Raw genomic sequence first — 22,013 nt, 5'->3', positions numbered from 1 at the left:
GGCCCGGCACCCCTCGCCGAGCATCCGGCCCCCGCACGCACCCCGCCCCCTGGAGAGACCATGCGCGTCGACACCATCTTCATCAACGCCCGCATCCGCACCCTCGACCCCGAGCGCCCCACCGCCGAGCGCGTCGGCACGCTGCACGGTCGCATCGTCGGCTTCGACGACGACCTGCGCGGCATCGACGCCGACGCCGTGGTCGACCTGGGCGGTCAGCCGGTGCTCCCCGGGTTCCACGACGCCCACCACCATCTGTCGCTCACCGGGTTCCGCCTCGCCTCGCTGAACCTGCGGCCCGGCGCGGTGAACTCCCTCGACGAGCTGTACGCGGCGGTGCGCGCGCACGCCGAGGGACTGGCTCCGGATGCCTGGGTGCGGGGTTCCGGCTACGACCAGAACTTCCTCGAGGGGCATCCGACCGCCGAGGGCCTCGACCGCGTCGCGGGCGGGCGCCCGGTGATCCTCGAGCACGTCTCGGGGCACATGATGGTCGCCAACACCCGCGCGTTCGAGCTCGCCGGATACAGCGGACGCGAGGGGTTCCCCGACATCGCCGGCGGCGGTATCCCGCGCGACGGCTCCGGGCGCCCCGAGGGGCTGTTGCAGGAATCGGCGATGGCCCCGATCCTCGCCCTCGTGCGACCCATGGACCTCGACGAGGTGCAGCGCAACCTCGGCCTCGCGAGCGACCAGGCGCTGAGCTACGGCCTGACGTCGGTCACCGAGCCGGGCATCGGCGAGATCCGCATGGTGGGCAACAGCCCCCTCGACTACCACGCGTACCAGACGGCGGTCGAGCGGCGTCTGCTGCGCGTGCGCACCACCCTCATGCCGTACATCACGGTGCTGCACCCGTTCACCGACCTGCCGGACAAGGAGATGCTCGGCCTCGACCTCGGCATCCGCACCGGTCTCGGCGACGATATGCTGCGCGTCGGACCGGTCAAGATCGTCGCCGACGGGTCGTTCATCGGCCGGTCGGCGGCCATGCACGCCTGCTTCCACGGCGAGTCCGACAACTTCGGTGTGCTGCTGCACGAGCCGGAGGCGCTGCGCGACTACATCGTGGGTGCGCACCGCGCGGGGTGGACCGTGGCGACGCACGCGATCGGCGACCGCGCGATCACCCACGTGCTCGATGCGATCGAGCACGCGCAGAGCATCGCCCCGCGGCCGGCGGTGCGGCATCGCATCGAGCACTTCGCACTGGCGAGCGACGACGACATCGCCCGCGCCGCGCGCCTCGGGGTGATCCCGGTGCCGCAGGGCGTGTTCGTGTCGGACTTCGGCGACGGCATGGCAGCCGCGGTCGCCGCCGACCGCCGCGACGACATCTACCGCGTGAAGTCGCTGGCGGATGCCGGGATCGTGCTGAACGGCTCGACCGACTCGCCCATCTCCGACGCGAACCCCCTCGTCTCGCTGCGCGACATGGTGCTGCGGCGCACGAGCGGCGGCGAGGTGCTGGGGGCGCGCGAGCGCATCTCGGTCGACGAGGCCGTGCGGGCCTACACGCACGGTTCGGCGTACGCGGTCGGGCAGGAGCACGACAAGGGAACACTGAAGGTCGGGATGCTGGCCGACTTCATCGCCCTGAGCGCCGACCTCTACGAGATCGCCCCCGAGCGGATCGCCGAGCAGCACGTGACGACGACCGTGGTCGGCGGCGAGGTGGTCTTCCAGCGCTGAGCCCCCTTTCGCAGGTGCTCCCGTCGCATTTTCTGTCGCTTCGGCCGCCTTCAGGCGACAGAAAGTGCGACGGGAGCAGTGGATGCGGGGGCCGGGGGGAAGGTGGCGGGGCAGGCGACTCAGCCGACGAGCGGGCCGCCGCTCTTCCAGTAGCCGAGGAACGACACCCGCTCCTTCGGGATGCCGAGCTCGGCGGTGAGGTATCGCCGGATCGACGTCGTCGTTCCCGCCTCGCCGGCGATCCACACGTAGAACCCCTCGTCGTCGCGCACCGCACCACCGTGCGCCGCCCCCCAGGCGCGCACCGCCTGCTCGACGCGCGGGTCGCCGCTCTCGCGCAGCACCCGCTGCACGCGCACCCCCCGGGGCACCTCAGCGGAGATGAGGTCGTCGGCCGGGTCGGCGCACTCGAGGATCACCGCGCAGTCCGCCTCCGCCCCCAGGGTGGCGAGGATGCCGCGCACCGCCGGGAACGCCGTTTCGTCGGCGACGAGCAGGAACCGGCTCGCCTCACCCGGCTGCCAGTGCAGACCGTAGCCGGTCCACCCCATGCGAGCGTCGGGCCCGTTCACCACGAGGTGGTCGCCGGGCTGAGCATCCGCCGCCCACGCCGACGCGGGCCCGGCCGGCTCGTGCAGGAAGAAGTCGATGTCGATCTCCCCCTGCTCCGCCCGGATCGCGGCCGGCGTGTAGGTGCGCAGGACATTGCGTTCGTCCTCCGGCAGCGCGCGCCAGCGCGTGTACCACTCGGAGGGATGCGGCGTCGGCTCGTCGAGGAGTCCGGTGTCGGCGAAACTGCCGTCCGGCAGCGGCAGCACCACCTTGATGCGCTAATCCATGCCCCAGCCCGCGAAGTGCTTCAGGCTCTCGCCGCTCAGGGTCAGCCGGACGAAGTGCGGGCTGAGCATCCGCCGAGCACTCACCCGCACCGGGAACGCGCTGTACGCCCACGGGCGCTCCGCGGGAACCGCGGACGGCCGCTCCGCGGGCACGGCGGGCCGCCGCTCGCCGGTCACGACCGAGCCCCGATCGCCGCCGTGCCGCGCAGGGGAACCACGAGCGGCCCGCCGGTGACCGGGTCGGGGATCACGACGTTCGCAAGCCCGAAGACCTCGTGCACCCGCTCGCTCGTGATCACCTCGTGCGGAGGCCCCTCGGCGAGGATGCGCCCCTCGCGCATCGCGATGATGTGGGTCGCATACCGCGCCGCATGGTTGAGGTCGTGCAGCACCGCCACGAGCGTGCGTCCCTCGGCGTTGAGCTGGGCGAACAACTCCATCAGCTCGACCTGGTGCGCCACGTCGAGGAAGGTGGTCGGCTCGTCGAGCAGCAGCAGGTCGGTCTCCTGCGCGAGGACCATGGCGACCCAGACCCGCTGGCGCTGGCCGCCCGAGAGCGCGTCGACGGGACGCTCCGCGATCTCCGCGGTTCCCGTCGCCTCCAGCGCCCGTGCGACCGCTCGCTCGTCGGCATCCGACCACTGCCGCACGAGGTTCTGGTGCGGGTAGCGCCCGCGGGCCACGAGGTCGGCGACCGTGATGCCGTCGGGAGCCGTCGCGCTCTGCGGCAGCAGTCCCAGCCGCCGCGCGACCTCCTTCGCGGGGAACGCGCTGATCGTCTGCCCGTCGAGCACGACGCGTCCGCGCGTCGGCGAGAGCAGCCGCGACAGGCCGCGCAGCAGCGTGGATTTGCCGCACGCGTTCGGCCCGATGATCACCGTGAACCCCCCGTTCGGCACGGCCACGGTGAGGTCGCGCACGATCTCGGCACGGTCGTACGACAGCGTGATCGCCTCGGCCCGCAGACGAGGGGCGGAGGAGTCGAGAGGGGGCGTGGTCTCAGGCACGGCGGCGGATCTCCAGGATGATCATCAGGACGAGGTAGGCGCCGCCGACCGAGACGGTGACGACGCCGACGGGCAGCGGGGTGGGCAGCACGTGCTGCGCGACGAGGTCGGCGCCGAGCAGCAGCACCGCGCCGAACAACCCCGAGAGCACGAGCGAGAGCTGCGGGGTGCGCGCGACGAGCCGCGCGATCTGCGGCGCGGCCAACGAGACGAAGGCGACCGGGCCGGCGACCGTCGTCGCGGCGGCGACCAGCACCACCCCGACGAGGAGAGCGACCGTGCGGACCATCGCCGGTCGCGCCCCCGATGCCGCCGCCAGATCGTCTCCCAGCCCGAGCTGGCGCAGAGCCGGCGCGAGAACGAGCGCGGCGATGACGAAGGGCAGCGCGCACAGCAGCGCGCCGATCAGAGGGCCCGCCGTCACACCGTTCAACGAGCCGGTGCCCCAGGCCGAGGCGAACATCGCCGTCTCGAGCTCGATCTGCAGCAGCATCCACGTGTTGAGCGAGGCGAGCATCGCCGAGACGCCGATGCCGACGACGATCAGTCGGAAGCCCTGCACGCCCCCGCGCGCCGCGAGGAGCCAGATCACGAGCGCGGTCGCCAGGCCTCCGACGAGCGCCCCGACGGTCAGCTGCGGCCAGCCGGTCGACACGAACACCAGGGTGAGCAGCATTCCGGTGAACGCGCCGTTCGAGAGGCCGAGGATGTCGGGGCTCGCCAGCGGGTTGCGCGTCACCGTCTGGAACAGGGCGCCCGCGATGCCGAGCAGCGCGCCGATCGTGATCGCGGCGACCGCCCGCGCGAGCCGCCAGTCGATCACGACCGTGCGGTCCATGGCGTCTCCGCCCCCGAAGAGGGTACGGATCACGTCGTGCGGCGCGACGGGATACGTGCCCAGACCGAGCGCGAGCACACCGAGCACGCCCAGAGCGACAACCGCCGCGAGGCCCACCACGATGCTGCGCACACGCACCGGCATGCGCACCGGTCCGATGCGCAGCAGCACGCGACGGTACCCGACCGGGGCCGGGAGGGTGCTCGTCGAGGGTCCGTTCACAGGGCGCTCGCTCGACGGCGACGGGCGAGGAGGATGAGGACCGGTGCGCCGACGAACGCGGCGACGATCCCCACGGGCACCTCGGCGGGAGCGATGATGACCCGACCGAGAACGTCGGCGAGCAGCAGGACGACGGGGGCGAGCACGGCGGAGAGCGGCAGGATGACGCGCTGGTCGACCCCGAAGGTCCAGCGGATGACGTGCGGCACCATCAGACCGACGAACGCGATCGGGCCCGCGAGCGCCGTGGCCGCGCCCGCGAGCAGAGTAACGGCCACGATCACCCCGATGCGGATGCCGAGGACGTTCGCCCCGTGCGCGCGGGCGACATCCTCGCCGAGGCCGACGGCGTTCAGCCCCGGCGCGAGCACGAGCGCGAGAACCAGACCGAGCACCACGAACGGGACGATGGGGAGGATCACGTCGAAGCCGCGGCCGAGCAGCGAACCGGCGTTCCAACTGCGCATCGAGTCGAAGGCATCCGGGTCGCTGAGCGCGATGCCCGTCGTGATGCCCGAGAGCACCGCCCCCAGGGCCACCCCGGCGAGGGTGAGCCGGAGCGGGTCGGCCGAGCCCCGGCCCGAGGATCCGACGAGGTAGACGACGACCGTGACGACGAGGGCCCCGAGGAAGGCGAGCCAGACGAATTGGGACGCATCGCGCAGACCGAGCAGGGCCACCCCGAGGGCCACGGCGAGCGCGGCGCCGGCGTTCACCCCCAGAATGCCCGGATCGGCGAGCGGATTGCGGGTGAAGGCCTGGATGAGAGCCCCCGCGACGCCGAGCGCGGCGCCGGCGACGAGCCCGGTCACCGTGCGCGGGATGCGCAGTTCGCGCACCACGTACGCGGTCTCGGGCGTGCCATCGCCCCTCAGCGCCGCAGCCACCGTGCCGGGCGAGAGCGGGTTGGCGCCGACCGCGAGGGAGAGGAGCACCGCGCCGGCGAGCGCGGCCAGAAGAAGCAGGATGCCCGCGGCCGCACGCACGCCGCGACGGGGACGCCGCGTCGACGGCGCCCCCGTGGTCTCAGCCGTGGCGACCGCCGTCACCGGCTCGTGGCGAGGTACGTCTCGATGTCGTCGAGCACCGCCTGTGCGCCCTTCGGCCCCACACCCGACACCCAGTAGCTGGTGTCGACCGGTGTCACCGAGGGGAAGGCATCCGCATTCTGCGCGATCGCCGCCGGGATCTGCGACGCGTCGTCGACGTCGGCGACGGTGACGAACACGTGGTCCGCCGTGGCCGACCGGATGTTCTCCGGCGAGATGTCGGCCTGCAGGCCGTCGGCCCAGTCCTGGTCGGGGATGGTGAAGCCGACGCATTCGAGCAGGCTGCCCGAGAACGATACGGGGCCGTAGAGGCTCAGCGTCGTCTCGTCGCGGGGGCGGATCAGCTGCACCGTCTCGCCGTCGACGGCGTACTCGTCGGCCAGCCCCTCGCAGCGCTCGTCCACCGCCGCGAGCAGGTCGCCGACCTCGTCTTCGCGGCCCAGCGCCTCGCCGATGAGCAGCGCGTTGTCGCGCCACGGGTCGGCCTGCGTCTCGATGAACACGGTCGGCGCGATCGCCGAGAGCTGCTCGTACAGCTCGGAGTGGCGGGCCTCGGTCCCCAGGATCAGATCCGGCTTCAGAGCGGCGATCGCCTCGAGGTCGGGCTCGGGCACGGTTCCGACGGGCTCGACGCCGTCGGCCTCGAGGTAGGCGGGAGCGCCGGTGACGTTGCTGGCGACCGCTGCACCGACGGGCTCGATGCCCACCGCGACGGCGGTGTCGAGCTCGAGGGGCTCGAGGGTGACGACGCGCTGCGGGTCGTCGGGGACGGCGGTGATGCCCCGTGCGTGCTCGACGTCGTGGGTACCGCTCGTCTCGGGAGCGGCGTCGCTTTCTGCGGGGGCGTCAGCGGCCGCGCATCCGGACAGCAGGAGGAGAGCGCAGACGGAGGCGGAGAGGATCGCGCCGGAGCGGCGGCGGGCACGGGAGAGCATGACGAATCGTCTCTTTCTGCAGGAGTCGAGCGGAGGGCGGGAGCGCTCGGGCGGTGAGCAGCCGAGCGTTCGAAGGGCCTAGAAGTTCGGTAAGGCAACCCTAACAGCATCGGCAACAGTTGCCGAAAAGTCTAGGACGTGCGGCATTGTTTTCCGCCTCCCTGCGCCCGGGGCACCGGCTGCTCCCGTCGCATTTTCTGTCGCCTCGGCCGCCTCCAGGCGACAGAAAGTGCGACGGGAACGGCGGATGGGGTGCGGGGACGAACCGGCGGGGCGGGCTGGGGGCTGGGGGCGGATGCGGTGGGTGGAGGTTTGCTATAGCGTTTAGGGATGACCCACCGCCGCGCGCTCATCACGGGAGCCAGCTCCGGAATCGGCACCGCCGCCGCCCTCGAACTCGCCCGCGAGGGACTCGACGTGTGGCTCACCTACGCCGGACGTGAGGCCGAAGCGGCCCGCGTCGCGGAGGAGTGCCGGCGGGCCGGAGCATCCGACGTGCGGGTCTCGCGGCTCGACCTGCGCGACCCGGCCTCGATCGACGCCCTCGTCGCCGAGATGACGGATGCCTGGGGCGAGCTGCACGTGCTGGTCAACAACGGCGGCGTTTGCCCGTACACCCCCTTCGACGAGATCGACATCGAGGAGTGGGACGGGGTGCTCGAGACCAACGTGCGCGGCACGTTCCTGCTGACGCGCGGCTCGCTGCCGTTGCTGCGCGCCGCCTCGGGCGATCGCAGCATCATCAACCTCTCGTCGATCGCCGGGCAGGTCGGTGCTCTGCAGACCGGTCTGCACTACGCCGCGAGCAAGGGCGCGATCCTCGCGCTGACCCGCAGCTTCGCCCGGCACCTCGCCCCCGAGGGCATCCGCGTGAACGCCGTGACGCCCGGGCCGGTCGCGAGCGCGATCACCGATCAGCTGCAGGGCGAGGGGCGCACGAAGCTCGAAGCGTCGATCCCGCTCGGCGCGTTCGGGCAGCCGGCCGACGTCGCATGGATCATCGCCTCGCTCGCCTCGCCGCGCGCCGGGTTCATCACCGGCGCCACATACGACGTCAACGGAGGAGTTCGCATTGACTGACAGCATCCGCACCGCCGAGCAGACCGTGCAGGAGCAGCTCGACGCGTTCAACGCGCACGACCTCGACGCCTTCGTCGCGACGTACGCACCGGATGCCGTGATCACCGGCGTCTCGTCCGAACCTCTCGTGGGGTCGCAGGCGATCCGGGCGTTCTACGAGCCCCGCCTGCAGAATCCCGAGCTCTCGTGCGTGATCGACCGGATCGTGCTGTTCGGCGACCGGTGGGTCGTCGCGCAGGAGCAGGTGATCAACGCCGGTGCCGCCACCGAGACGATCGCGACCTTCGACGTGGTGGACGGCCTGATCGCCCGCGCCTCCATGCTCAAGGCCTAGCGCCGAAGCGGGCACGCAGCGCGGGATCGAGCGCGACGTCTCCGAACGACGCTGTCCACGCCCCGTCGACGGCGATCGACTGCCCCGACAGGTACGGCGCCTCGTCCGACAGCAGGAAGGCGGCCACCGCGGCGACTTCCTCGGCGCGGGCGATGCGCCCCATCGGCGGGCCCTCGGCGAGCGCGCGCTCGGCGGCGGCGGGGTCGTCGGATGCGGCGATCTGCGCCTCGAGGTGCGGCGTGCGCACCCCTCCCGGCGCGACCGTGTTCGCACGGATGCCGAGGCCGCCGTAGCTCACGGCGACACTGCGACTCAGCGCGTCGATGCCGCCCTTGGTGAACTCGTAGGCGGCATGGTCGACGAACGACGCCCTCCCGTGAATCGATCCGACGTTCACGATCGCCCCCGGCACGCCCTGATCCACGAACGCCTGCACGGCGGTCGCGCACCCCCACAGGTATCCGAAGCCGTTGATGTCGAGCACCTCGCGCACCACCGTCTCGTCGAGCTCGTGCAGCGGGGTGCGCTTCGTGATGCCGGCGTTGTTCACCCACCCGGCCAGGGGCGCCCGAGCGCGCGCCGCCGCGGCCGCCCGCTCGTGCGCGGCGCGGTCGGCGGCGTCGCCGAGCACGACCTCGGCGACCACCCCGTGCTCCACCGTGCCCGACCCCGGCGAGCGTTCGAGCCCGACGACGATCCATCCGTCGGCTGTGAGCCGTTCGGCGATCGCCCGTCCGATGCCCTTGCCGCTGCCCGTGACGACGACGCTGCGTCCTGCTCCACCCATCTCAGTTCCCTCCCGGCGACGCGAACTCGAACACGCTCGGGTCGAGCGTGAAGCCCAGCCCCGGCGCATCCGCGGGCCTCACCTCGCCCGTGAACGACGGACCGCCGACGACGAACGACGGCGCCGGGTCGTACGGGTTCCCCCCGCGGGCGAAGGTCTCGACGCCGATGCCGAGGTGCGTCGTGACCTCGGGGTACACGTGTCCCGACACGGGCACGCCCCGCTCCGCCGCCCAGGCGGTCACCTCGCGCGCCGGCGTCACCCCGCCGATCGCGACGACGTCGAGTCGCAGCACGTCGACGCCCCCGACCTCGACGAGCGCCCGCAGCACCGCGGGGTCGGTCACCTCGTCACCGACCGAGACCCGAAGCCCGCTCTCCCGGCGGATGCGCGCGCACCCCTCCGCGTCTTCGGGCAGCAGCGGATCTTCGAGCCACGCGAGGCGCGGCGAGCCCCACTGCGCGATCTCGGCGAGCGCCTCGTCGGCGTCGCGCCACCCGAACCCGACGTCGACCACGAGACCGGTCGTCGACGGCAGCTCCGCCCCCAGGATCGTCAGCAGTTCGCGCATGTACGACGGGTCGGGCAGGCGCGAGATCTTCACCTGCGCCCAGCCGGCGGCCTGCGCGAGCACCTCGTCGGCGACCTCACGCGGCGTGTGCGTGGCCGACGGGTACGCCGCGACGAGCATCGCCTCGCGGGGGGCGTCGCCGGTGCCGAGCATGCGCCACAGCGGCACCCCTGCGCGCCGGGCCGCGACGTCCCACAGGGCGATATCGACCAGGCCGATCGCCCGGCGCACGAGACCGACCCGTCCGACGATCGCGGTGCCGCGCAGCATCCGCTCCCACGTCGTCGCCGGATCGTCGGCGTCGGCTCCGCGGGCGTGCGGAGCGACGAGACGGTCGACGATCTCGGCCATCGGCGCCTCGCGCGACAGGCAGTACGCCACGCCCCGGATGCCGTCGGCATCGGTCACCTGCACCGCGCTGTACTCGCGCCGGGTCACCGTCATCGCCCCGAGGTGCAGCGGCGCGGGCAGCGGCAGCACCGCCGTCGCCGTCTCGACCGTGGCGATCACACCGCCCGATGCGCGGGTCATGCGGGCCTCTTCGCGAGCGGCACGCCGTAGTCGACCATGAAGCCGCCGTCGACGTAGAGGGTCTGGCCGTTCATGTACCGCGACTCCTCGGAGACGAGGAAGCTGACCGCGGCGGCGATCTCGCTCGCCTCGGCCAGGCGCTGCGCGGGGATGCGCGACAGGATCGTGTCGAGGCTGAGCGTGCCCTGCTCGACGCCCTGCCGGAACACCCCGGTGTCGACGTAGCCCGGCGCCACCGCGTTGACCCGCACGCCGCGCGCCGCCCACTCGGCGCCGGCGGTCGACGTGAGACCGATCACGGCCGCCTTCGTCGTGGCGTACGGCGCACGCCCGGCCGAGCCCCGCGACGAGATCGACGAGATGTTCACGATGCGGCCTTCGCCGCGCGCGAGCATCCGTCGTCCGGCGGCCTGCAGGGCCGAGAACACGCCGTGCAGGTTGACGTCGACGACCGTCGACCACTCGTCGAACGTGAGGTCTTCGAGGCCGCGATGTCGCTGAATACCGGCGTTGTTCACGAGCACCTCGATGGGCCCGAGGTCGTCTTCGATCTCGCCGAACACGCGGTCCACGGCGGCGTGATCGGTCACGTCGAGCTCGCGCCACAGGATGCCCGCCGGGTTCTCGCCCACGGTCAGTCCGGGAACGCGATCGGCCGCGACGACGAGGTAGCCGTCGGCGGCGAGGCGCTGTCCGATCTCCCAGCCGATGCCGGCGGATCCTCCGGTGACGATGGCGACGAGGCGGGTCATGCTTCTCCTTGCGTGGGGGTGAGGGTGAGGGCGGATGCGGGCGGGTCGGCGAGCACGGCCGCCAGCCTCTCCGCCGCGTGGGCGATGAGCAGGTCGAGGGCTCCCGGCGCGAGCGGCGTCTGCCACGCCTGGTACGCACCGCGGTCGTAGGCCTCGGCGGTGGGGAGGTAGACGAAGCCGGGACCGTTGGTCAGGTTCATGACCACGATCGGGATGCCGGGGAAGCGGCCCCGCAGAGCGGTCTGCAGCCGGGAGTACGCCTCGCCGGGATGCGCGACGAACACGGCGTCCCCGAACCGCCACACCCACACGGGGTGCGCGACGGCGGGGCCGTCGATGTAGTCCTCGCGGAGGTTCCGGGCCCGGCCGAGGCGCTCGTCGCGGGAGCGCGCATCGATGTCGGCCCACTCCTCGGCCAGCTCGTCGAGAGTGGGCAGATCGCGCAGGGGCAGCTCGACCTCCGACAGGATCGCCGCGGCTGTCGCGGACACCGCGGGAGGGGCCGCGGTGGAATCGCCCGCCCCGGAGGAGGCCGTCACGGAGGATCCCGCGACCGGCCGCCCCGCCCACACCGCGAGCGGCGCACCCGACTCGACCACGCGATCGAGGGTGAGCTCGAGGCCCGGGGCGGGCAGCGCATCGATGGCCGCGAGTACGGCGTGCCCGAGCGAGCGGCCGTGCCGATCGGCGACCGCGACGTCGCCGGTGTACTGCTCGCGCGGCGCGAGTTCGCCCGAGGCCCCCTGCACGAAGAGGCACGGCGCGCCGGTGGCGTCCTCGACCACCTCGCGCATCGCCCCCACGTAGTCGGGCGACACCTTGCGGTTCTGCCACGCCAGGGTCGTCGGGTGGCAGGCGTAGTTCACGAGGGTCGCGCACACCGCGCCGTCGATGCTGAGGCGCCCGATGGTGACGGTGTCGTCGGCGGCGCCCGCGGGGTTGTAGCCGACGAGCGCGCGGCCGTCGAGGTCGAGTTCGCGCTCGGCGGCGAGCGTGCACCGTCCGGTCGTCCATTCGATGAGTCCCGGACGGGCTGCGGCCAGCGCCTCGCGGCCCGCGGCGACACCGGCGGCCGCGAGAGCGTCGAGGTACCCGGGGATCAGCTCGCCGCCGGGCAGGTGAGCGTCGGCCGCGCACAGCACCGCGCCCGCGTGGGTGTGCGAGAGCGAGACGAGCAGCTGGTCGGGGTCGAGGCCCAGTCCGTCGAGGATGGCGGTGCGCACGCCGCGCTCGTCGGCGACCCGCCGCCACCAGGTGCCGTCGGCGGCGAGCAGCACGCGCGGGCGGTCGTCGCCGCCGATGAGTGCGAGGGCGGTGAGGGTGAACGGCCGGTGCGCGCCCTCGGAGCGCTCCCAGTCGGCCGGCCCCCAGTTCTTCGCGCGGATGCCGGTGGGCGGTGTGATGTCGCGGCGCGCGACCCCGATCGACACGACGCTGCGCGGCACGCGGATGCGGTCGCCGATGCGGGTGGCGGACGTCATGGGTGCTCCTCGGGGTCGATGTCGGAGTGGGCTGAGGAGTGACCGGTGGCGACGCCTCCGGAGGGGGAGCAGCGGACGCGCGCGGAGCGGCCCGGGGTGACAGCTTCGGAACGGGTGCCGGCGACGCCGCCGAACCGGGAGGAGGATGCCATAGCATCGGTGCGAGCGTGCACCACCGGCATCCCGATCCCCGCCGGGTGTGACGCACTCGGAGAGGGCCCATCCATGCGCACCGTGTCGGATCGCAACATCGCCGAACAGGTCGCCGACGAGCTGCGCTCGGCGATCCAGTCGGGTGAGCTCGCCCCCGGCGAACGCCTGGTCGAACGCACGCTCGCCGATCGCCTCGGCGTGAGCCACATCCCCGTGCGCGAGGCGCTCACACGGCTCGCCGAAGAGCGGTTGATCGTGCGGGAACCGCGCCGCGGAGCGCGCGTCGCCGAACTCACGGCGCAGGACCTCGACGAGATCTCGAGCCTGCGCATCGTGTTGGAGCAGTTCATGGCTCTGCGGGTGCAGGAGCGGTGGAACGCGGATGCCGCGGCGCGCCTCGAGTCGATCGTCACCGCGATGGGCGCCGCCGCCCCGGGCGACATCGACGAGGTGCTGCGGCAGGACCGGCTGTTCCACGAGGCGCTCGCCGATCTGGCCGAGCACCGGTTCCTCGACGAGGTGAGCGCGCAGCTGCGCGGGCGCGTCGCCGGGTTCCTCCGCGCCGCGAACGCCGCACTCGAACCCGACGAGCAGCAGCAGCACGTGCAGAGCCACCAGGAGATCGTCGACGCCCTCGCGAGCGGCGACCCCGAGCGGGCGCGCACCGTCGTCGCCGCGCACATCACCCGCGCGGCCGCGCGCATCACCCCGGCAGGAGCATCCGCATGACCGACCGCACCATCGTGATCACCGGAGCGTCCGACGGGATCGGCGCCGCCGCGGCCCGTCAGCTCGCCGCATCGGGTGCTCGCCTGATCCTCGTCGGCCGCTCGCCCGAGAAGACCCGCGCGGTCGCCGAGGCGGCCGGCGCCGAGCACTTCACCGCCGACTTCGCGCGCCTCGACGACGTGCGCACGCTCGCCCAGCAACTCACCGACGCCGTCGGCGACGGCACGCTCGACGTGCTGGCGAACAACGCCGGCGGTATCTTCGGCGACCGCACCCCGACCGTCGACGGCTACGAGAAGACCATCCAGGTCAACCACCTGGCCCCGTTCCTGCTCACGAACCTGCTGCTGCCGAAGCTGCTCGCGTCGCGGGCATCCGTCATCAACACGTCGAGCGTGGGCCATCGCCTCTTCGGGCACATCGACGTCGACGATCTCGACAACGCGAAGAAGTTCAGTGCGAACAAGGCCTACGGCGACGCCAAGCTCGCGAACGTGCTGTTCACCCGCAGCCTGCACGAGAAGTTCCACGACGACGGCCTCAGCGCCGTCGCCTTCCACCCCGGCACCGTGCAGACGAACTTCGCGTCGGACTCGTCGAGCATCATGCGGCTCGTGTATCGCAGCTTCCTCGGCAAGCTGCTGCTGACGAGCACCGACGAGGGCGGCGCCATCCTGCGCTGGTTCATCGAGGGCACCCCCGGCGACACGTGGTTCTCGGGCGCCTACTACGACGAGCGCACCCTCTCGTCGAAGGTGAACCCGCAGGCCGACGACCCCGCCCTCGCCGAGGCCCTCTGGCAGCGCAGCGCCGAGCTCGTGCGCCTGTAGGCAGCGCTCGCGCGCCCGCACCCGCACCTGCATCCGCTGCCGCGCCCGCTGCGAAGGAGAACACGCGGAGCGGAGGAGCGGATGCCGCATCCACTCCTCCATAGCGTGAGATCTCCTCCGCACCGCGCGCGAGGACTTCGGTACCCTTCCCGCATGCCCCTCGCACTCGTCACCGGAGCCGCGCGCCCGAACAGCATCGCCGCGGGCATCGTGCCGCGGCTGCGCACCGACGGCTGGTCCGTCGTCACCAGCGACCTCGATGCCGGAGACTACCCGGCCGATCTCTCCGACCCCGACGGCCCCGCTGCACTCGTCGAGCGCGTGCGCCGCGAACACGGCGAGGTCTCGGCGCTGGTCCTGAGCCACGCTCACGGCGTCGAATCGGGCATCCTCGACACCACCGCCGAGAGCTTCGATCGTCACGTCGCAGTGAACGCGCGCGCCAGCCTGCTGCTCATTGCGGCGTTCGCGCGGCAGGTCGGCACGGACGGCGGCGCGATCGTGGCCTTCACGAGCGACCACACCACGGGCAATCTGCCCTACGGCGCCTCGAAGGGAGCGCTCGACCGCATCGTGATCTCGGCGGCGCGCGAACTCGGGTCCCGGAGCATCTCGGCGAACGTCGTCAATCCGGGCCCCATCGACACCGGATGGATGAACGACGAGATCCGTGATGCGCTGACTCCGATGCATCCGCTCGGCCGCGCCGGCACGCCCCGCGACATCGCCGGGATCACGTCGTTCCTGGTCTCCCCCGAAGGCCGCTGGATCACCGGGCAGCTGCTGCACACTGACGGTGGATTCTCGGCCCGCTACTGATCCATCGCTCACTGGGCGGCCGCCTCGCACCCGCTGCGAAGGAGAACACGCGGAGCGGAGGAGCGGATGCCGCATCCGCTCCTCCATAGCGTGAGATCTCCTCCGCACCGCGCGCCTGCCCGCCGCCGACTCAGACCGCGATGTTCGCGGTGTCGACCACGCGGTCGCCCGCGGCGGGGAACGCGGTGCGCGTGACGCCCGACTCGACGTTGGCCGTGTGCACGAGCGTCGACGACGATCCGAACGCGCCGTCGGCGAGCTCGATCGCACCGCCCTCGAATCGGTTGCCGACCGCGCGGTAGTGCGTGGCGCCCGTCTTGATCGACACGTGGGTCGCCGACCCTTCGGCGCGGAACGTGCTGTCCGACAGCGCTACATGCAGCTCGCCCGATCCCGTGCGGGCGAGGCCCGTGCCGCCGACGTTCACGACCTCCGACCCGGCGATCTCGACGGCTTGGCGCTCGCCGCGTGCGGCCGCGATGCGCGCGTTGCGCAGGGTCGACCCCTCGATGCGCAGCCGTGCAGACGACACCGGCATCGGGGCCGCGTCGTCGGGGCCGGTGAGGGTCGACCCGCGGAAGGTGACGGCGCCGGGCCCGGTGATCTTCAGCCCGCCCACGCCGGTGAGCACGGTGTCGACGAAGGTCACCGGCGTGGTGACGTTCGCGGCGGTGAGCTCGCCGCCCGCCGCGACGAACGTGAAGTGCGACCCCTCGATGATGTTCGGGCGCGACGAGGCATCCGACTGCTGGGTGATGATGAGCGTGTCGGATGCGGTGCACCCGCGCAGCTGCGCCCCGTCGGCGTTGATCCACAGCATTCCCGAGCCCGCGAGAGTCGGCTTGCCGATGACCTGCACGTCTTCGAGGGTGAGGTCGGTGATCCGCACGCGCGCCACGAACCACGAGCACACGTGCTTGCGCACCGTGATGCGCTTGGCCGCCGACCCCCACGCCGCGCCCGAGTTCGCGAACGTCATGAGTCCCGAGTTGCCCGTGTAGGTGAGGTCGTGCTCGTACTGGCCGTGCGTGACGAAGGGCCCCTGGTCGTCGCCGTCGCCATGGCAGTTCTCGACCAGGCAGTAGGCGCTCGCGGTGAAGTCGTTGAGGTGCCGGGCGTTGGCGGTGTGGCAGTTGGCGATGTAGCCGTACAGGCAGTAGATCTGCTGCGTGAGGTACCCGGCGCCGCCCCAGGTGACCGACGTGGGGTTCTTCAGCGTGCACTCGGTGGTCGAGAAGTAGGTGTTCCAGCGGCGCTGGATCAGCGGCCAGAAGGTGCCGGTGCCGTCGATGTGGTCGACGTCGCAGCGCACCGCGTACTCGAAGGCGAGCGGGTGCGACCCGGTGTACTCGTCCGTCCCCTTCCCGAGGAACTTCAGGTTCGACACCGACACGTCCTGCACGGGCACCACGCGCCGCCACGTCATGGTGCGGTCCTTGCCCAGCGGCCACCCGTTCTTGTAGTTGATGCGGATGTGCGTGCCGTCGACGATCTGCGTCACCTGCACGAGCCGCTGCAGTTCCCGCTCCCACCGGCCGCTGAGCGCGTCGACCTCGGCGGCGTACCAGTCGCCCACCGTGAAGAACGACGAATCGGCCACGGGGAACACGTCGCGCAGGTCGGGCACGTCCTCACCGAGCCGCGCCTGCTGCACGGCATCCGTCACCTCGCCGCGGAAGAACATGACCGCGGCGAAGGGGTCGTCCTTCCCGGCGTTCTCGATGCCCTCGGTCGTCATGAGGTGCCCGCCGAAGTCGAATGCGATGTTCGAGCGCGAGAACGTGTGGCGACGCACGAAGTTGAGGTCGGTGTGCGCCTCGATCCGGTGGATCGTCGGGTCGTTCACCATCGCGTCGAGGGCATCGTCGGCGTTGACGTTCGCCCCGAAGATGCCGAAGGCGCGGAAGTCGACGACGCCCTGGTGCACGAGCACCCAGACGCCCTCCTTGCGGGCGGCGAGCACGGTGCCGCCGTTCACCGCCGGAGCCGCGTCTTTCACGAAACGGTAGAGCCCGTCGCCTCCGTCACCGGGTGCCGCGTAGCCGGAGGTGCGCATCAGGTCGCCGGCCTTGCCCTTGATCGACGCGAGGTCGGTCGCCAGACCGGCGTTGCCGACGTCTTTCGAGCCGGCCGCCGCCATCGGGGCCACCGGACCGGATGCCTGGGCGGGAGACTGCATCGCGACCGCGGCCAGGCCGCCCGCCGCTGCCGCCCCGAAGCCCGCGAGCAGCATGCGCCTGCTGCGGAGTCCGGCCGGGGTCGTGCTGTCGTCGTTCGTGATCGTCATCTCTACCTCCATGCGGCACCTAAGCCGTGATCGGGCGTGCGGCCGGATGGTCGTCACGCGACGTGGGTCAGTTCGTGCGGTCTCCCGCGGTGCTGCCGCTCATGCCATCGACGCGAGCTGTGCACGGTCGACGAGATGCGCCAGAGCCTGGCCGGCGGCGAACGCGTCGATCTCGTCGGCGACGATGCGCCCCTGCCGCAGGCGCCCCTCGGTCGTTCCGGCGGCGCGGTGCGGAGTGAGCAGCGCGCCGCGGAGGGCGCGCAGCGGATGTTCGGGCCCGAACGGCTCTTCGTCGAACACGTCGACGGCCGCGCTGAGCCGCCCCGAGCGCACCTCGTCGATGAGCGCGGCCTCGTCGACGAGCCACGAGCGGGCGGTGTTGACCAGTCCTGCACCGTCGGGCATGAGGGCGAGTTCGCGCCGACCGATCAGATGGCGGGTCTCGGGCAGCGTGGGCGCGTGCACGGCCACGATGCGCGCCTGGGCGAGGGCGGTGTCGAGCGGCACCAGATCGGCGCTGAGGGCGGATGCCGCGGCCGCGTCGAGCGTGGGATCGACGAGCAGCGCGCGGGCACCGAGCGCCCGGATGAGGTCGAGGTACGCGCGCCCCGTGCGCGAGGCGCCGATCACCGCGATCGGAGCGTCGAGGATCTCGTGCTGCGCACCCACGCCCTCGTACCAGCCGCCGTCGCGCAGCCCGTTGTGCAGCTCGGGCACCCGGTGCAGCAGCGCGAGGGTGAAGGTCAACGACACCTCGGCGACCGAGCGCGCCATGCCGGCGCCCGCCTGGGTCACGCGGATGCCGCGGTCGAACAGCTCGTCGGTCGCGAACGCCTTGACCGAGGCACCCGTGTGCGCCACGAGCGCGAGCTGCGGGAGGGCGTCGAGCGTCGGCGCATCGAACGGACCGACACCCCAGCTCGTGACGACGACGCGGGCCTGGTCGAGAGGGGCATCCGTCAGCCGGTCGACGCGCGTGAACGACCCGCCGAGCCGCTCGGCCGCAGCGGCGAGGCGGTCGGCGTCGGCCGGCGAGAAGAACTCGGCGAACAGCGGCGTCGGTACGACGGCGACGATCGAGGGCCCGCCCGGCGACGCGCTCATGCCAGCCAGGCCTCGCGGTGCGCCGCGATGAACGCGTCGTCGTTGAGCGCCGGGTACGCCCGACGCACGCGGGCGATCTCGTCGGCCTGCCCGGGCGACAGCCCCTCGTCGGGGTCGAGGCACCAGATGCCGTCGAGCAGACCCTGCTGGCGCAGCATCTCGTGCACACCCGCGATGACACCGTGGAAGTCGTTGCCCGGGTCGAACACCGCCTGGTTCACGTCGACCATGTCCGACGCGATCAGGCCCAGCTCGCGGTACGCCGCGGCATCCCCCGCCATCGCACGCTGCGCTTTCTCGAGCAGTGCCACCGCCGCGCGGGTGCCCACCGCCCACTGCCCGAGCAGCCCGCCCACGAATCGCAGCGTGCGGGGGCCGTCGGGCGCGTCGACGTGGAACTCCGAGAGCAGGTCGGCGACGATCGCGTCGTCGTTGCCGGTGTAGAGGGCGATCTCGTCGGCCCGCCCCGACGCCGCGACCCCGCGCACGAGCTCGAGCGTGCGGTAGCGGTCGAACGGCGCCGCCTTGACCGCGACCACCGCGGGGATGGCGGCGAACTCGCGCCAGAACTCGCGGTCGAGCACGGGCCCGCCGATCGCGGTCTGCAGGTAGAACCCCACGACGGGCAGCACCTCGCCCACCGCACGGGCGCGGTCGAGCAGCGCCTGGTCGTCGGCTCCGGCGACGCGGGGGCTCACGAGCACGGCGTCGTAGCCGAGAGACCGGGCGAGCTCGGCCTCGGCCACCGCCTGCGTCAGGTCGCCCGCGACCCCGGCGATGCGCACCAGGCTCGCGTCGTCGCGGGCATCCATCTCCTCGGCCGCGAGCGCGAGCACCGGCTCGAACAGCGCGTGCTCCGGATCGCGGATCTCGAACTGCGTCGTGTGCACCCCGACGGCGAGGCCGCCGGCGCCCGCGTCGAGGTAGTAGCGGCTCAACGCCCGCTGACGGCGCTCGTCGAGCCGGCGGTCGGCGGTGAGGGCGAGCGGATGCGCGGGGATGACGGCGCCGCGGGCGAGCGTCACCGCGGCCTCCGGGCGCAGAGCGGGAACGGTCGCGGTGCGGGCGGCGGATGCGACCATCAGAACTTGCCGTCCCGCACGGCCCACTTGGTGGGTTTGGCGATCATCGGCAGTCCCGCCGTGATCCACTCGGCCTGCCGCTCGATGAGCGTCTCGGCCGACACCTCGGGGTAGCCGAACAACGCCATGCACCGACGGGCGTCGCTGAGCAGCGCGGTCGGCTGCGGCTCGTCGACCAGGGTGACCTCGCGGTCGAGCAGCGCACCGAAGCGGCGGGCGATCGACTCGACGCTCAGCAGCTCGGGGCCGGTGAGGTTGATCGTGAACGGGTCGGTCGAGGCGTGGCTCAGGCTGCGCAGCACGACCTCGTTCGCGTAGCCCTGCCAGATGACGTTGACGTTGGCCGTCGCCACCGATACGGGTTCGCCGGCGTGCACGGCGCTGCCGATGTCAGCGAGCACGCCGTAGCGCAGGTCGATCGCGTAGTTGAGGCGGATGATGGCGACCTTCGTGCCGCGCTCCTGCGCCCCGAACTCGAACACCCGCTCGCGGCCGAGGCACGACTGCGCGTACTCGCCGATCGGGGCGGGGGCGACCTCTTCGGATGCCCCGCCCGAGGCGGCCGGCACGAACGGGTACACGTTGCCGGTCGACAGCACCGAGATGGCGCTGTCGCGGTAGCGGCGGGCGACCCGGTCGGGCAGTGCCGCGTTGACCTCCCAGGCCCACGACGCGTTGGTGGCGGCGCCGAACTTCGCACCCACCATGAACACCACGTTCGGAGCATCCGGGAGCCCTGCGAGGTCGTCGTTCTCGATGAGGTCGAACGGCACCACCCGCACCCCCGCGCTCTCGAGGCGCTCGCGGACCGCCGCGTCGCCGAAGCGCGAGACGGCGATGACGGCGTCGCCCTTCCGGCCGGCGGCGTCGAGGCCGCGACGGGCGAGCATCGCGAGGGTCGGGCCCATCTTGCCGCCCGCCCCGAGGATCACGAGGTCGCCGGAACCGGCGGCGAGATCGTCGACGAGCGCGGCGCTCGGCGTGGCCAGCGCCTCCTCGAGCTCGGCCTCGGAGGTGAAGCGGTGCGATGTCATGTGGTGCATTCCCTTCTTGTCAGCCCTTGATCCCGGTGCCCGTGACTCCCTCTTGCACGTAGCGCTGAGCGATCAGGTACGCGAGGAAGATGGGCAGGAGGGCGACGACCGAACCCGCGAGCATGGTGCTCAACGGCACGTCCTGCTGCTGCAGCGACGAAATGCCCACGGTCAGCGTGAACATCGAGTTGGACTTGGCGATGATGAGCGGCCAGAGGAAGTCGTTCCAGTGCCACAGGAAGACGAAGATGCCGAGCGTCGCGAGGATCGGCTTGCACAGCGGCAGCACGATGCGCAGGAAGATGCGGAACTCGCCCGCACCGTCGATGCGCGCCGCCTCGAACAGCTCGTCCGGCAGCCCCTGGATGAACTGGCGCATGAGGAACACGGCCTGCGCGTTCGCGAGCGTCGGCAGGATGAGGCCCCAGTAGGTGTCGATGCCGCCGAGGTTCGCCATGAGGATGAACGTCGGGATGAGGGTGACGTGGAACGGCACCATCACCATCGCGAGGAACGACCAGAACATCACCTCTTTGCCGCGGAAGCGCTTCTTCGCGAAGGCGTATCCGGCGAGCGCCGAGAGGAACAGCACCGCGACGACCGACACCAGCGAGTAGACGAGGGTGTTGAACAGCCACACGAGGATGTTCTGGCCGCCGAGCACCTGGGCGTACGAGTCGAAAGAGATGTCGTTGAAGGGCGACAGCGAACCGGGCAGCTCGACGACCATGCCGGGCTTCAGGCTGAGCACGACCATCGCGTAGAACGGGAAGAAACTGAGGATGCCGGCGATGCTCAGCCACACCCAGCGCACGACCACGCCGAGACGCGTCGGCTCGAGGGCGCGGAACGAGCGGGTGCGGCCGCGGGGGGCGGCGGACTTCGGGGCCGTCGCGGGCGGCGTCTGGGTGGGCGGCTGGATCAGGGCGGTCATTTCTGCTTTCCGATCACGAGGCGCTGGATGAGGGCGACCACGAGGGTCATGATGAACAGGGCCACCCCGACGGCGGCGGCATAGCCGTAGTCGAAGTAGCGGAAGCCCTGGTCGTAGAGCATGTAGACGAGCGAGTAGCTGGCGTTGGCCGGTCCGCCCTGCGTCATGACGTAGATGACGTCGAACACCTGGAACGCCGCGGTCGTCTCGATCACCGCGAGGAAGAAGAAGGTCGGACGCAGGTACGGGAGGATGATGTACCGGAATCGGTTCCAGGCGTTCGCCCCGTCGACGAGGGCCGCCTCCTCCAGTTCGCGCGGCACGTCCTGCACGGCCGCGATGATGATCATCATCCCGTAGCCGAACCGCGACCAGACACCCACGACGACGATCGCGGGGATGACGAGGATCGTGCTGCCCAGCCACGAGCCGCCGAGTCCGAGCGGGCTCATGATCGCCGACCACGGCCCGTTGCTCGAGAAGATCCAGACGAAGATGCTGCCCGCGAGCACGAGCGACGTGATCACCGGCAGGAAGAAGATCGAGCGGAAGAACCGCGAGCCCCGGAACGCCCGGCGCACCCCGAGCGCCATGACCGTCGAGAGCACCAGCGAGATCGGCACGGCGAAGATCGTGAACGTCACCGTGGTGCCGAGCGCCCGCCAGAACAGGGGGTCGGCGACGAGACGCTGGAAGTGGTCGAGTCCGCGCCAGGCGATCTCGCCCGAGATGTCGTAGTCGAAGAAGCTCAGCGCGACGCCGGCGATGCTCGGGCCGAAACGGAACGCGATGAAGAGCAGGAAGGCGGGGAGCACGAAGAGGAACGCGACGCGCGCCTCCCGGCGGGCGAGCACGCGCGCCACGCGCCCCGTGGGCCGTTCAGCGGTGGATGCCGTCGTCATCAGGGGTCCTCACAGAAGGGA

General features: G+C 71.8%; 22 protein-coding genes. 6 read left to right on the top strand and 16 right to left on the bottom strand.

What is annotated here, in order from left to right:
* The first annotated feature begins 60 nt into the window (after window positions 1-60).
* Window positions 61-1,692: an amidohydrolase gene (locus AC3A3J_RS06185; RefSeq protein ID WP_487671452.1), complete on the top strand. Its 1,632-nt coding sequence runs from the start codon at window positions 61-63 to the stop codon at window positions 1,690-1,692.
* 119 nt (window positions 1,693-1,811) lie between these two features.
* On the opposite strand, the gene AC3A3J_RS06180 is transcribed toward AC3A3J_RS06185, so the two are convergent.
* From AC3A3J_RS06180 to AC3A3J_RS06155, 6 genes are read right to left on the bottom strand one after another with little or no spacing between them, the layout of a single operon-like run.
* The gene (locus AC3A3J_RS06180) at window positions 1,812-2,513 is read right to left on the bottom strand and encodes a siderophore-interacting protein (protein ID WP_487671451.1); all 702 of its coding nucleotides are present in this window, start codon (window positions 2,511-2,513) and stop codon (window positions 1,812-1,814) included.
* Window positions 2,514-2,522: 9 nt separating this feature from the next.
* A complete protein-coding gene (locus AC3A3J_RS06175) occupies window positions 2,523-2,708 on the bottom strand; it encodes a hypothetical protein (RefSeq protein ID WP_487671450.1) in 186 nt (61 codons plus the stop codon).
* Window positions 2,705-3,538 (bottom strand): ABC transporter ATP-binding protein, encoded by an 834-nt coding sequence (locus AC3A3J_RS06170; RefSeq protein WP_487671449.1) that lies wholly within the window; start codon window positions 3,536-3,538, stop codon window positions 2,705-2,707. The genes AC3A3J_RS06175 and AC3A3J_RS06170 overlap by 4 nt, the downstream gene beginning before the upstream one ends.
* Entirely contained in the window at window positions 3,531-4,598 is a 1,068-nt protein-coding gene (locus AC3A3J_RS06165) for a FecCD family ABC transporter permease (protein ID WP_487671448.1), read from the bottom strand. The genes AC3A3J_RS06170 and AC3A3J_RS06165 overlap by 8 nt, the downstream gene beginning before the upstream one ends.
* A complete protein-coding gene (locus AC3A3J_RS06160) occupies window positions 4,595-5,647 on the bottom strand; it encodes an iron chelate uptake ABC transporter family permease subunit (RefSeq protein ID WP_487671447.1) in 1,053 nt (350 codons plus the stop codon). The genes AC3A3J_RS06165 and AC3A3J_RS06160 overlap by 4 nt, the downstream gene beginning before the upstream one ends.
* Window positions 5,644-6,582 carry an ABC transporter substrate-binding protein gene (locus tag AC3A3J_RS06155; RefSeq protein WP_487671446.1) on the bottom strand — a complete coding sequence of 313 codons (939 nt, stop codon included), beginning with the start codon at window positions 6,580-6,582 and terminating at the stop codon, window positions 5,644-5,646. Before AC3A3J_RS06155 ends, AC3A3J_RS06160 begins: the two co-directional genes overlap by 4 nt.
* 330 nt (window positions 6,583-6,912) lie before the next feature.
* Between AC3A3J_RS06155 and AC3A3J_RS06150 the strand changes: the two genes are divergently transcribed.
* Window positions 6,913-7,662: an SDR family NAD(P)-dependent oxidoreductase gene (locus AC3A3J_RS06150; RefSeq protein ID WP_487671445.1), complete on the top strand. Its 750-nt coding sequence runs from the start codon at window positions 6,913-6,915 to the stop codon at window positions 7,660-7,662.
* Entirely contained in the window at window positions 7,655-7,996 is a 342-nt protein-coding gene (locus AC3A3J_RS06145) for a nuclear transport factor 2 family protein (protein WP_487671444.1), read from the top strand. The genes AC3A3J_RS06150 and AC3A3J_RS06145 overlap by 8 nt, the downstream gene beginning before the upstream one ends.
* On the opposite strand, the gene AC3A3J_RS06140 is transcribed toward AC3A3J_RS06145, so the two are convergent.
* From AC3A3J_RS06140 to AC3A3J_RS06125, 4 genes are read right to left on the bottom strand one after another with little or no spacing between them, the layout of a single operon-like run.
* Entirely contained in the window at window positions 7,986-8,783 is a 798-nt protein-coding gene (locus tag AC3A3J_RS06140) for an SDR family NAD(P)-dependent oxidoreductase (protein ID WP_487671443.1), read from the bottom strand. The two genes, AC3A3J_RS06145 and AC3A3J_RS06140, sit on opposite strands and share 11 nt — an antisense overlap.
* 1 nt (window position 8,784) lies before the next feature.
* Window positions 8,785-9,885 carry an enolase C-terminal domain-like protein gene (locus tag AC3A3J_RS06135; protein WP_487671442.1) on the bottom strand — a complete coding sequence of 367 codons (1,101 nt, stop codon included), beginning with the start codon at window positions 9,883-9,885 and terminating at the stop codon, window positions 8,785-8,787.
* Window positions 9,882-10,637: an SDR family NAD(P)-dependent oxidoreductase gene (locus AC3A3J_RS06130; protein WP_487671441.1), complete on the bottom strand. Its 756-nt coding sequence runs from the start codon at window positions 10,635-10,637 to the stop codon at window positions 9,882-9,884. The genes AC3A3J_RS06135 and AC3A3J_RS06130 overlap by 4 nt, the downstream gene beginning before the upstream one ends.
* The gene (locus AC3A3J_RS06125) at window positions 10,634-12,118 is read right to left on the bottom strand and encodes a hypothetical protein (RefSeq protein ID WP_487671440.1); all 1,485 of its coding nucleotides are present in this window, start codon (window positions 12,116-12,118) and stop codon (window positions 10,634-10,636) included. The genes AC3A3J_RS06130 and AC3A3J_RS06125 overlap by 4 nt, the downstream gene beginning before the upstream one ends.
* Before the next feature lie 225 nt (window positions 12,119-12,343).
* Between AC3A3J_RS06125 and AC3A3J_RS06120 the strand changes: the two genes are divergently transcribed.
* The 3 genes from AC3A3J_RS06120 to AC3A3J_RS06110 all read left to right on the top strand — a co-directional run bounded on the left by AC3A3J_RS06120 (window position 12,344) and on the right by AC3A3J_RS06110 (window position 14,649).
* Window positions 12,344-13,000, top strand: coding sequence for a GntR family transcriptional regulator (locus AC3A3J_RS06120; protein ID WP_487671439.1), 657 nt, complete (start codon window positions 12,344-12,346; stop codon window positions 12,998-13,000).
* Window positions 12,997-13,830, top strand: a complete 834-nt coding sequence (locus AC3A3J_RS06115) for an SDR family NAD(P)-dependent oxidoreductase (RefSeq protein WP_487671438.1) — start codon at window positions 12,997-12,999, stop codon at window positions 13,828-13,830. The genes AC3A3J_RS06120 and AC3A3J_RS06115 overlap by 4 nt, the downstream gene beginning before the upstream one ends.
* Window positions 13,831-13,983: 153 nt before the next feature.
* A complete protein-coding gene (locus AC3A3J_RS06110) occupies window positions 13,984-14,649 on the top strand; it encodes an SDR family oxidoreductase (protein WP_487671437.1) in 666 nt (221 codons plus the stop codon).
* Between the two features lie 130 nt (window positions 14,650-14,779).
* Here the strand turns inward: AC3A3J_RS06110 and AC3A3J_RS06105 are convergent, their stop codons facing one another.
* The 6 genes from AC3A3J_RS06105 to AC3A3J_RS06080 form a co-directional block, all read right to left on the bottom strand.
* A complete protein-coding gene (locus tag AC3A3J_RS06105; protein WP_487671436.1) occupies window positions 14,780-16,936 on the bottom strand; it encodes a peptidase C14 in 2,157 nt (718 codons plus the stop codon).
* Between the two features lie 99 nt (window positions 16,937-17,035).
* Window positions 17,036-18,040, bottom strand: coding sequence for a hydroxyacid dehydrogenase (locus AC3A3J_RS06100; RefSeq protein WP_487671435.1), 1,005 nt, complete (start codon window positions 18,038-18,040; stop codon window positions 17,036-17,038).
* The gene (locus tag AC3A3J_RS06095; protein ID WP_487671434.1) at window positions 18,037-19,122 is read right to left on the bottom strand and encodes a dihydrodipicolinate synthase family protein; all 1,086 of its coding nucleotides are present in this window, start codon (window positions 19,120-19,122) and stop codon (window positions 18,037-18,039) included. The genes AC3A3J_RS06100 and AC3A3J_RS06095 overlap by 4 nt, the downstream gene beginning before the upstream one ends.
* Window positions 19,122-20,156: an NAD-dependent epimerase/dehydratase family protein gene (locus AC3A3J_RS06090; protein ID WP_487671433.1), complete on the bottom strand. Its 1,035-nt coding sequence runs from the start codon at window positions 20,154-20,156 to the stop codon at window positions 19,122-19,124. Before AC3A3J_RS06090 ends, AC3A3J_RS06095 begins: the two co-directional genes overlap by 1 nt.
* A 19-nt stretch (window positions 20,157-20,175) precedes the next feature.
* Window positions 20,176-21,090: a carbohydrate ABC transporter permease gene (locus tag AC3A3J_RS06085; RefSeq protein ID WP_487671432.1), complete on the bottom strand. Its 915-nt coding sequence runs from the start codon at window positions 21,088-21,090 to the stop codon at window positions 20,176-20,178.
* Window positions 21,087-21,992, bottom strand: coding sequence for a carbohydrate ABC transporter permease (locus AC3A3J_RS06080; RefSeq protein WP_487671431.1), 906 nt, complete (start codon window positions 21,990-21,992; stop codon window positions 21,087-21,089). The genes AC3A3J_RS06085 and AC3A3J_RS06080 overlap by 4 nt, the downstream gene beginning before the upstream one ends.
* Between the last annotated feature and the right edge of the window lie 21 nt (window positions 21,993-22,013).

The sequence above is a fragment of the Microbacterium sp. Soil_N32 genome (assembly GCF_057655505.1).
This window is presented reverse-complemented; position numbering and strand designations above follow the sequence as displayed.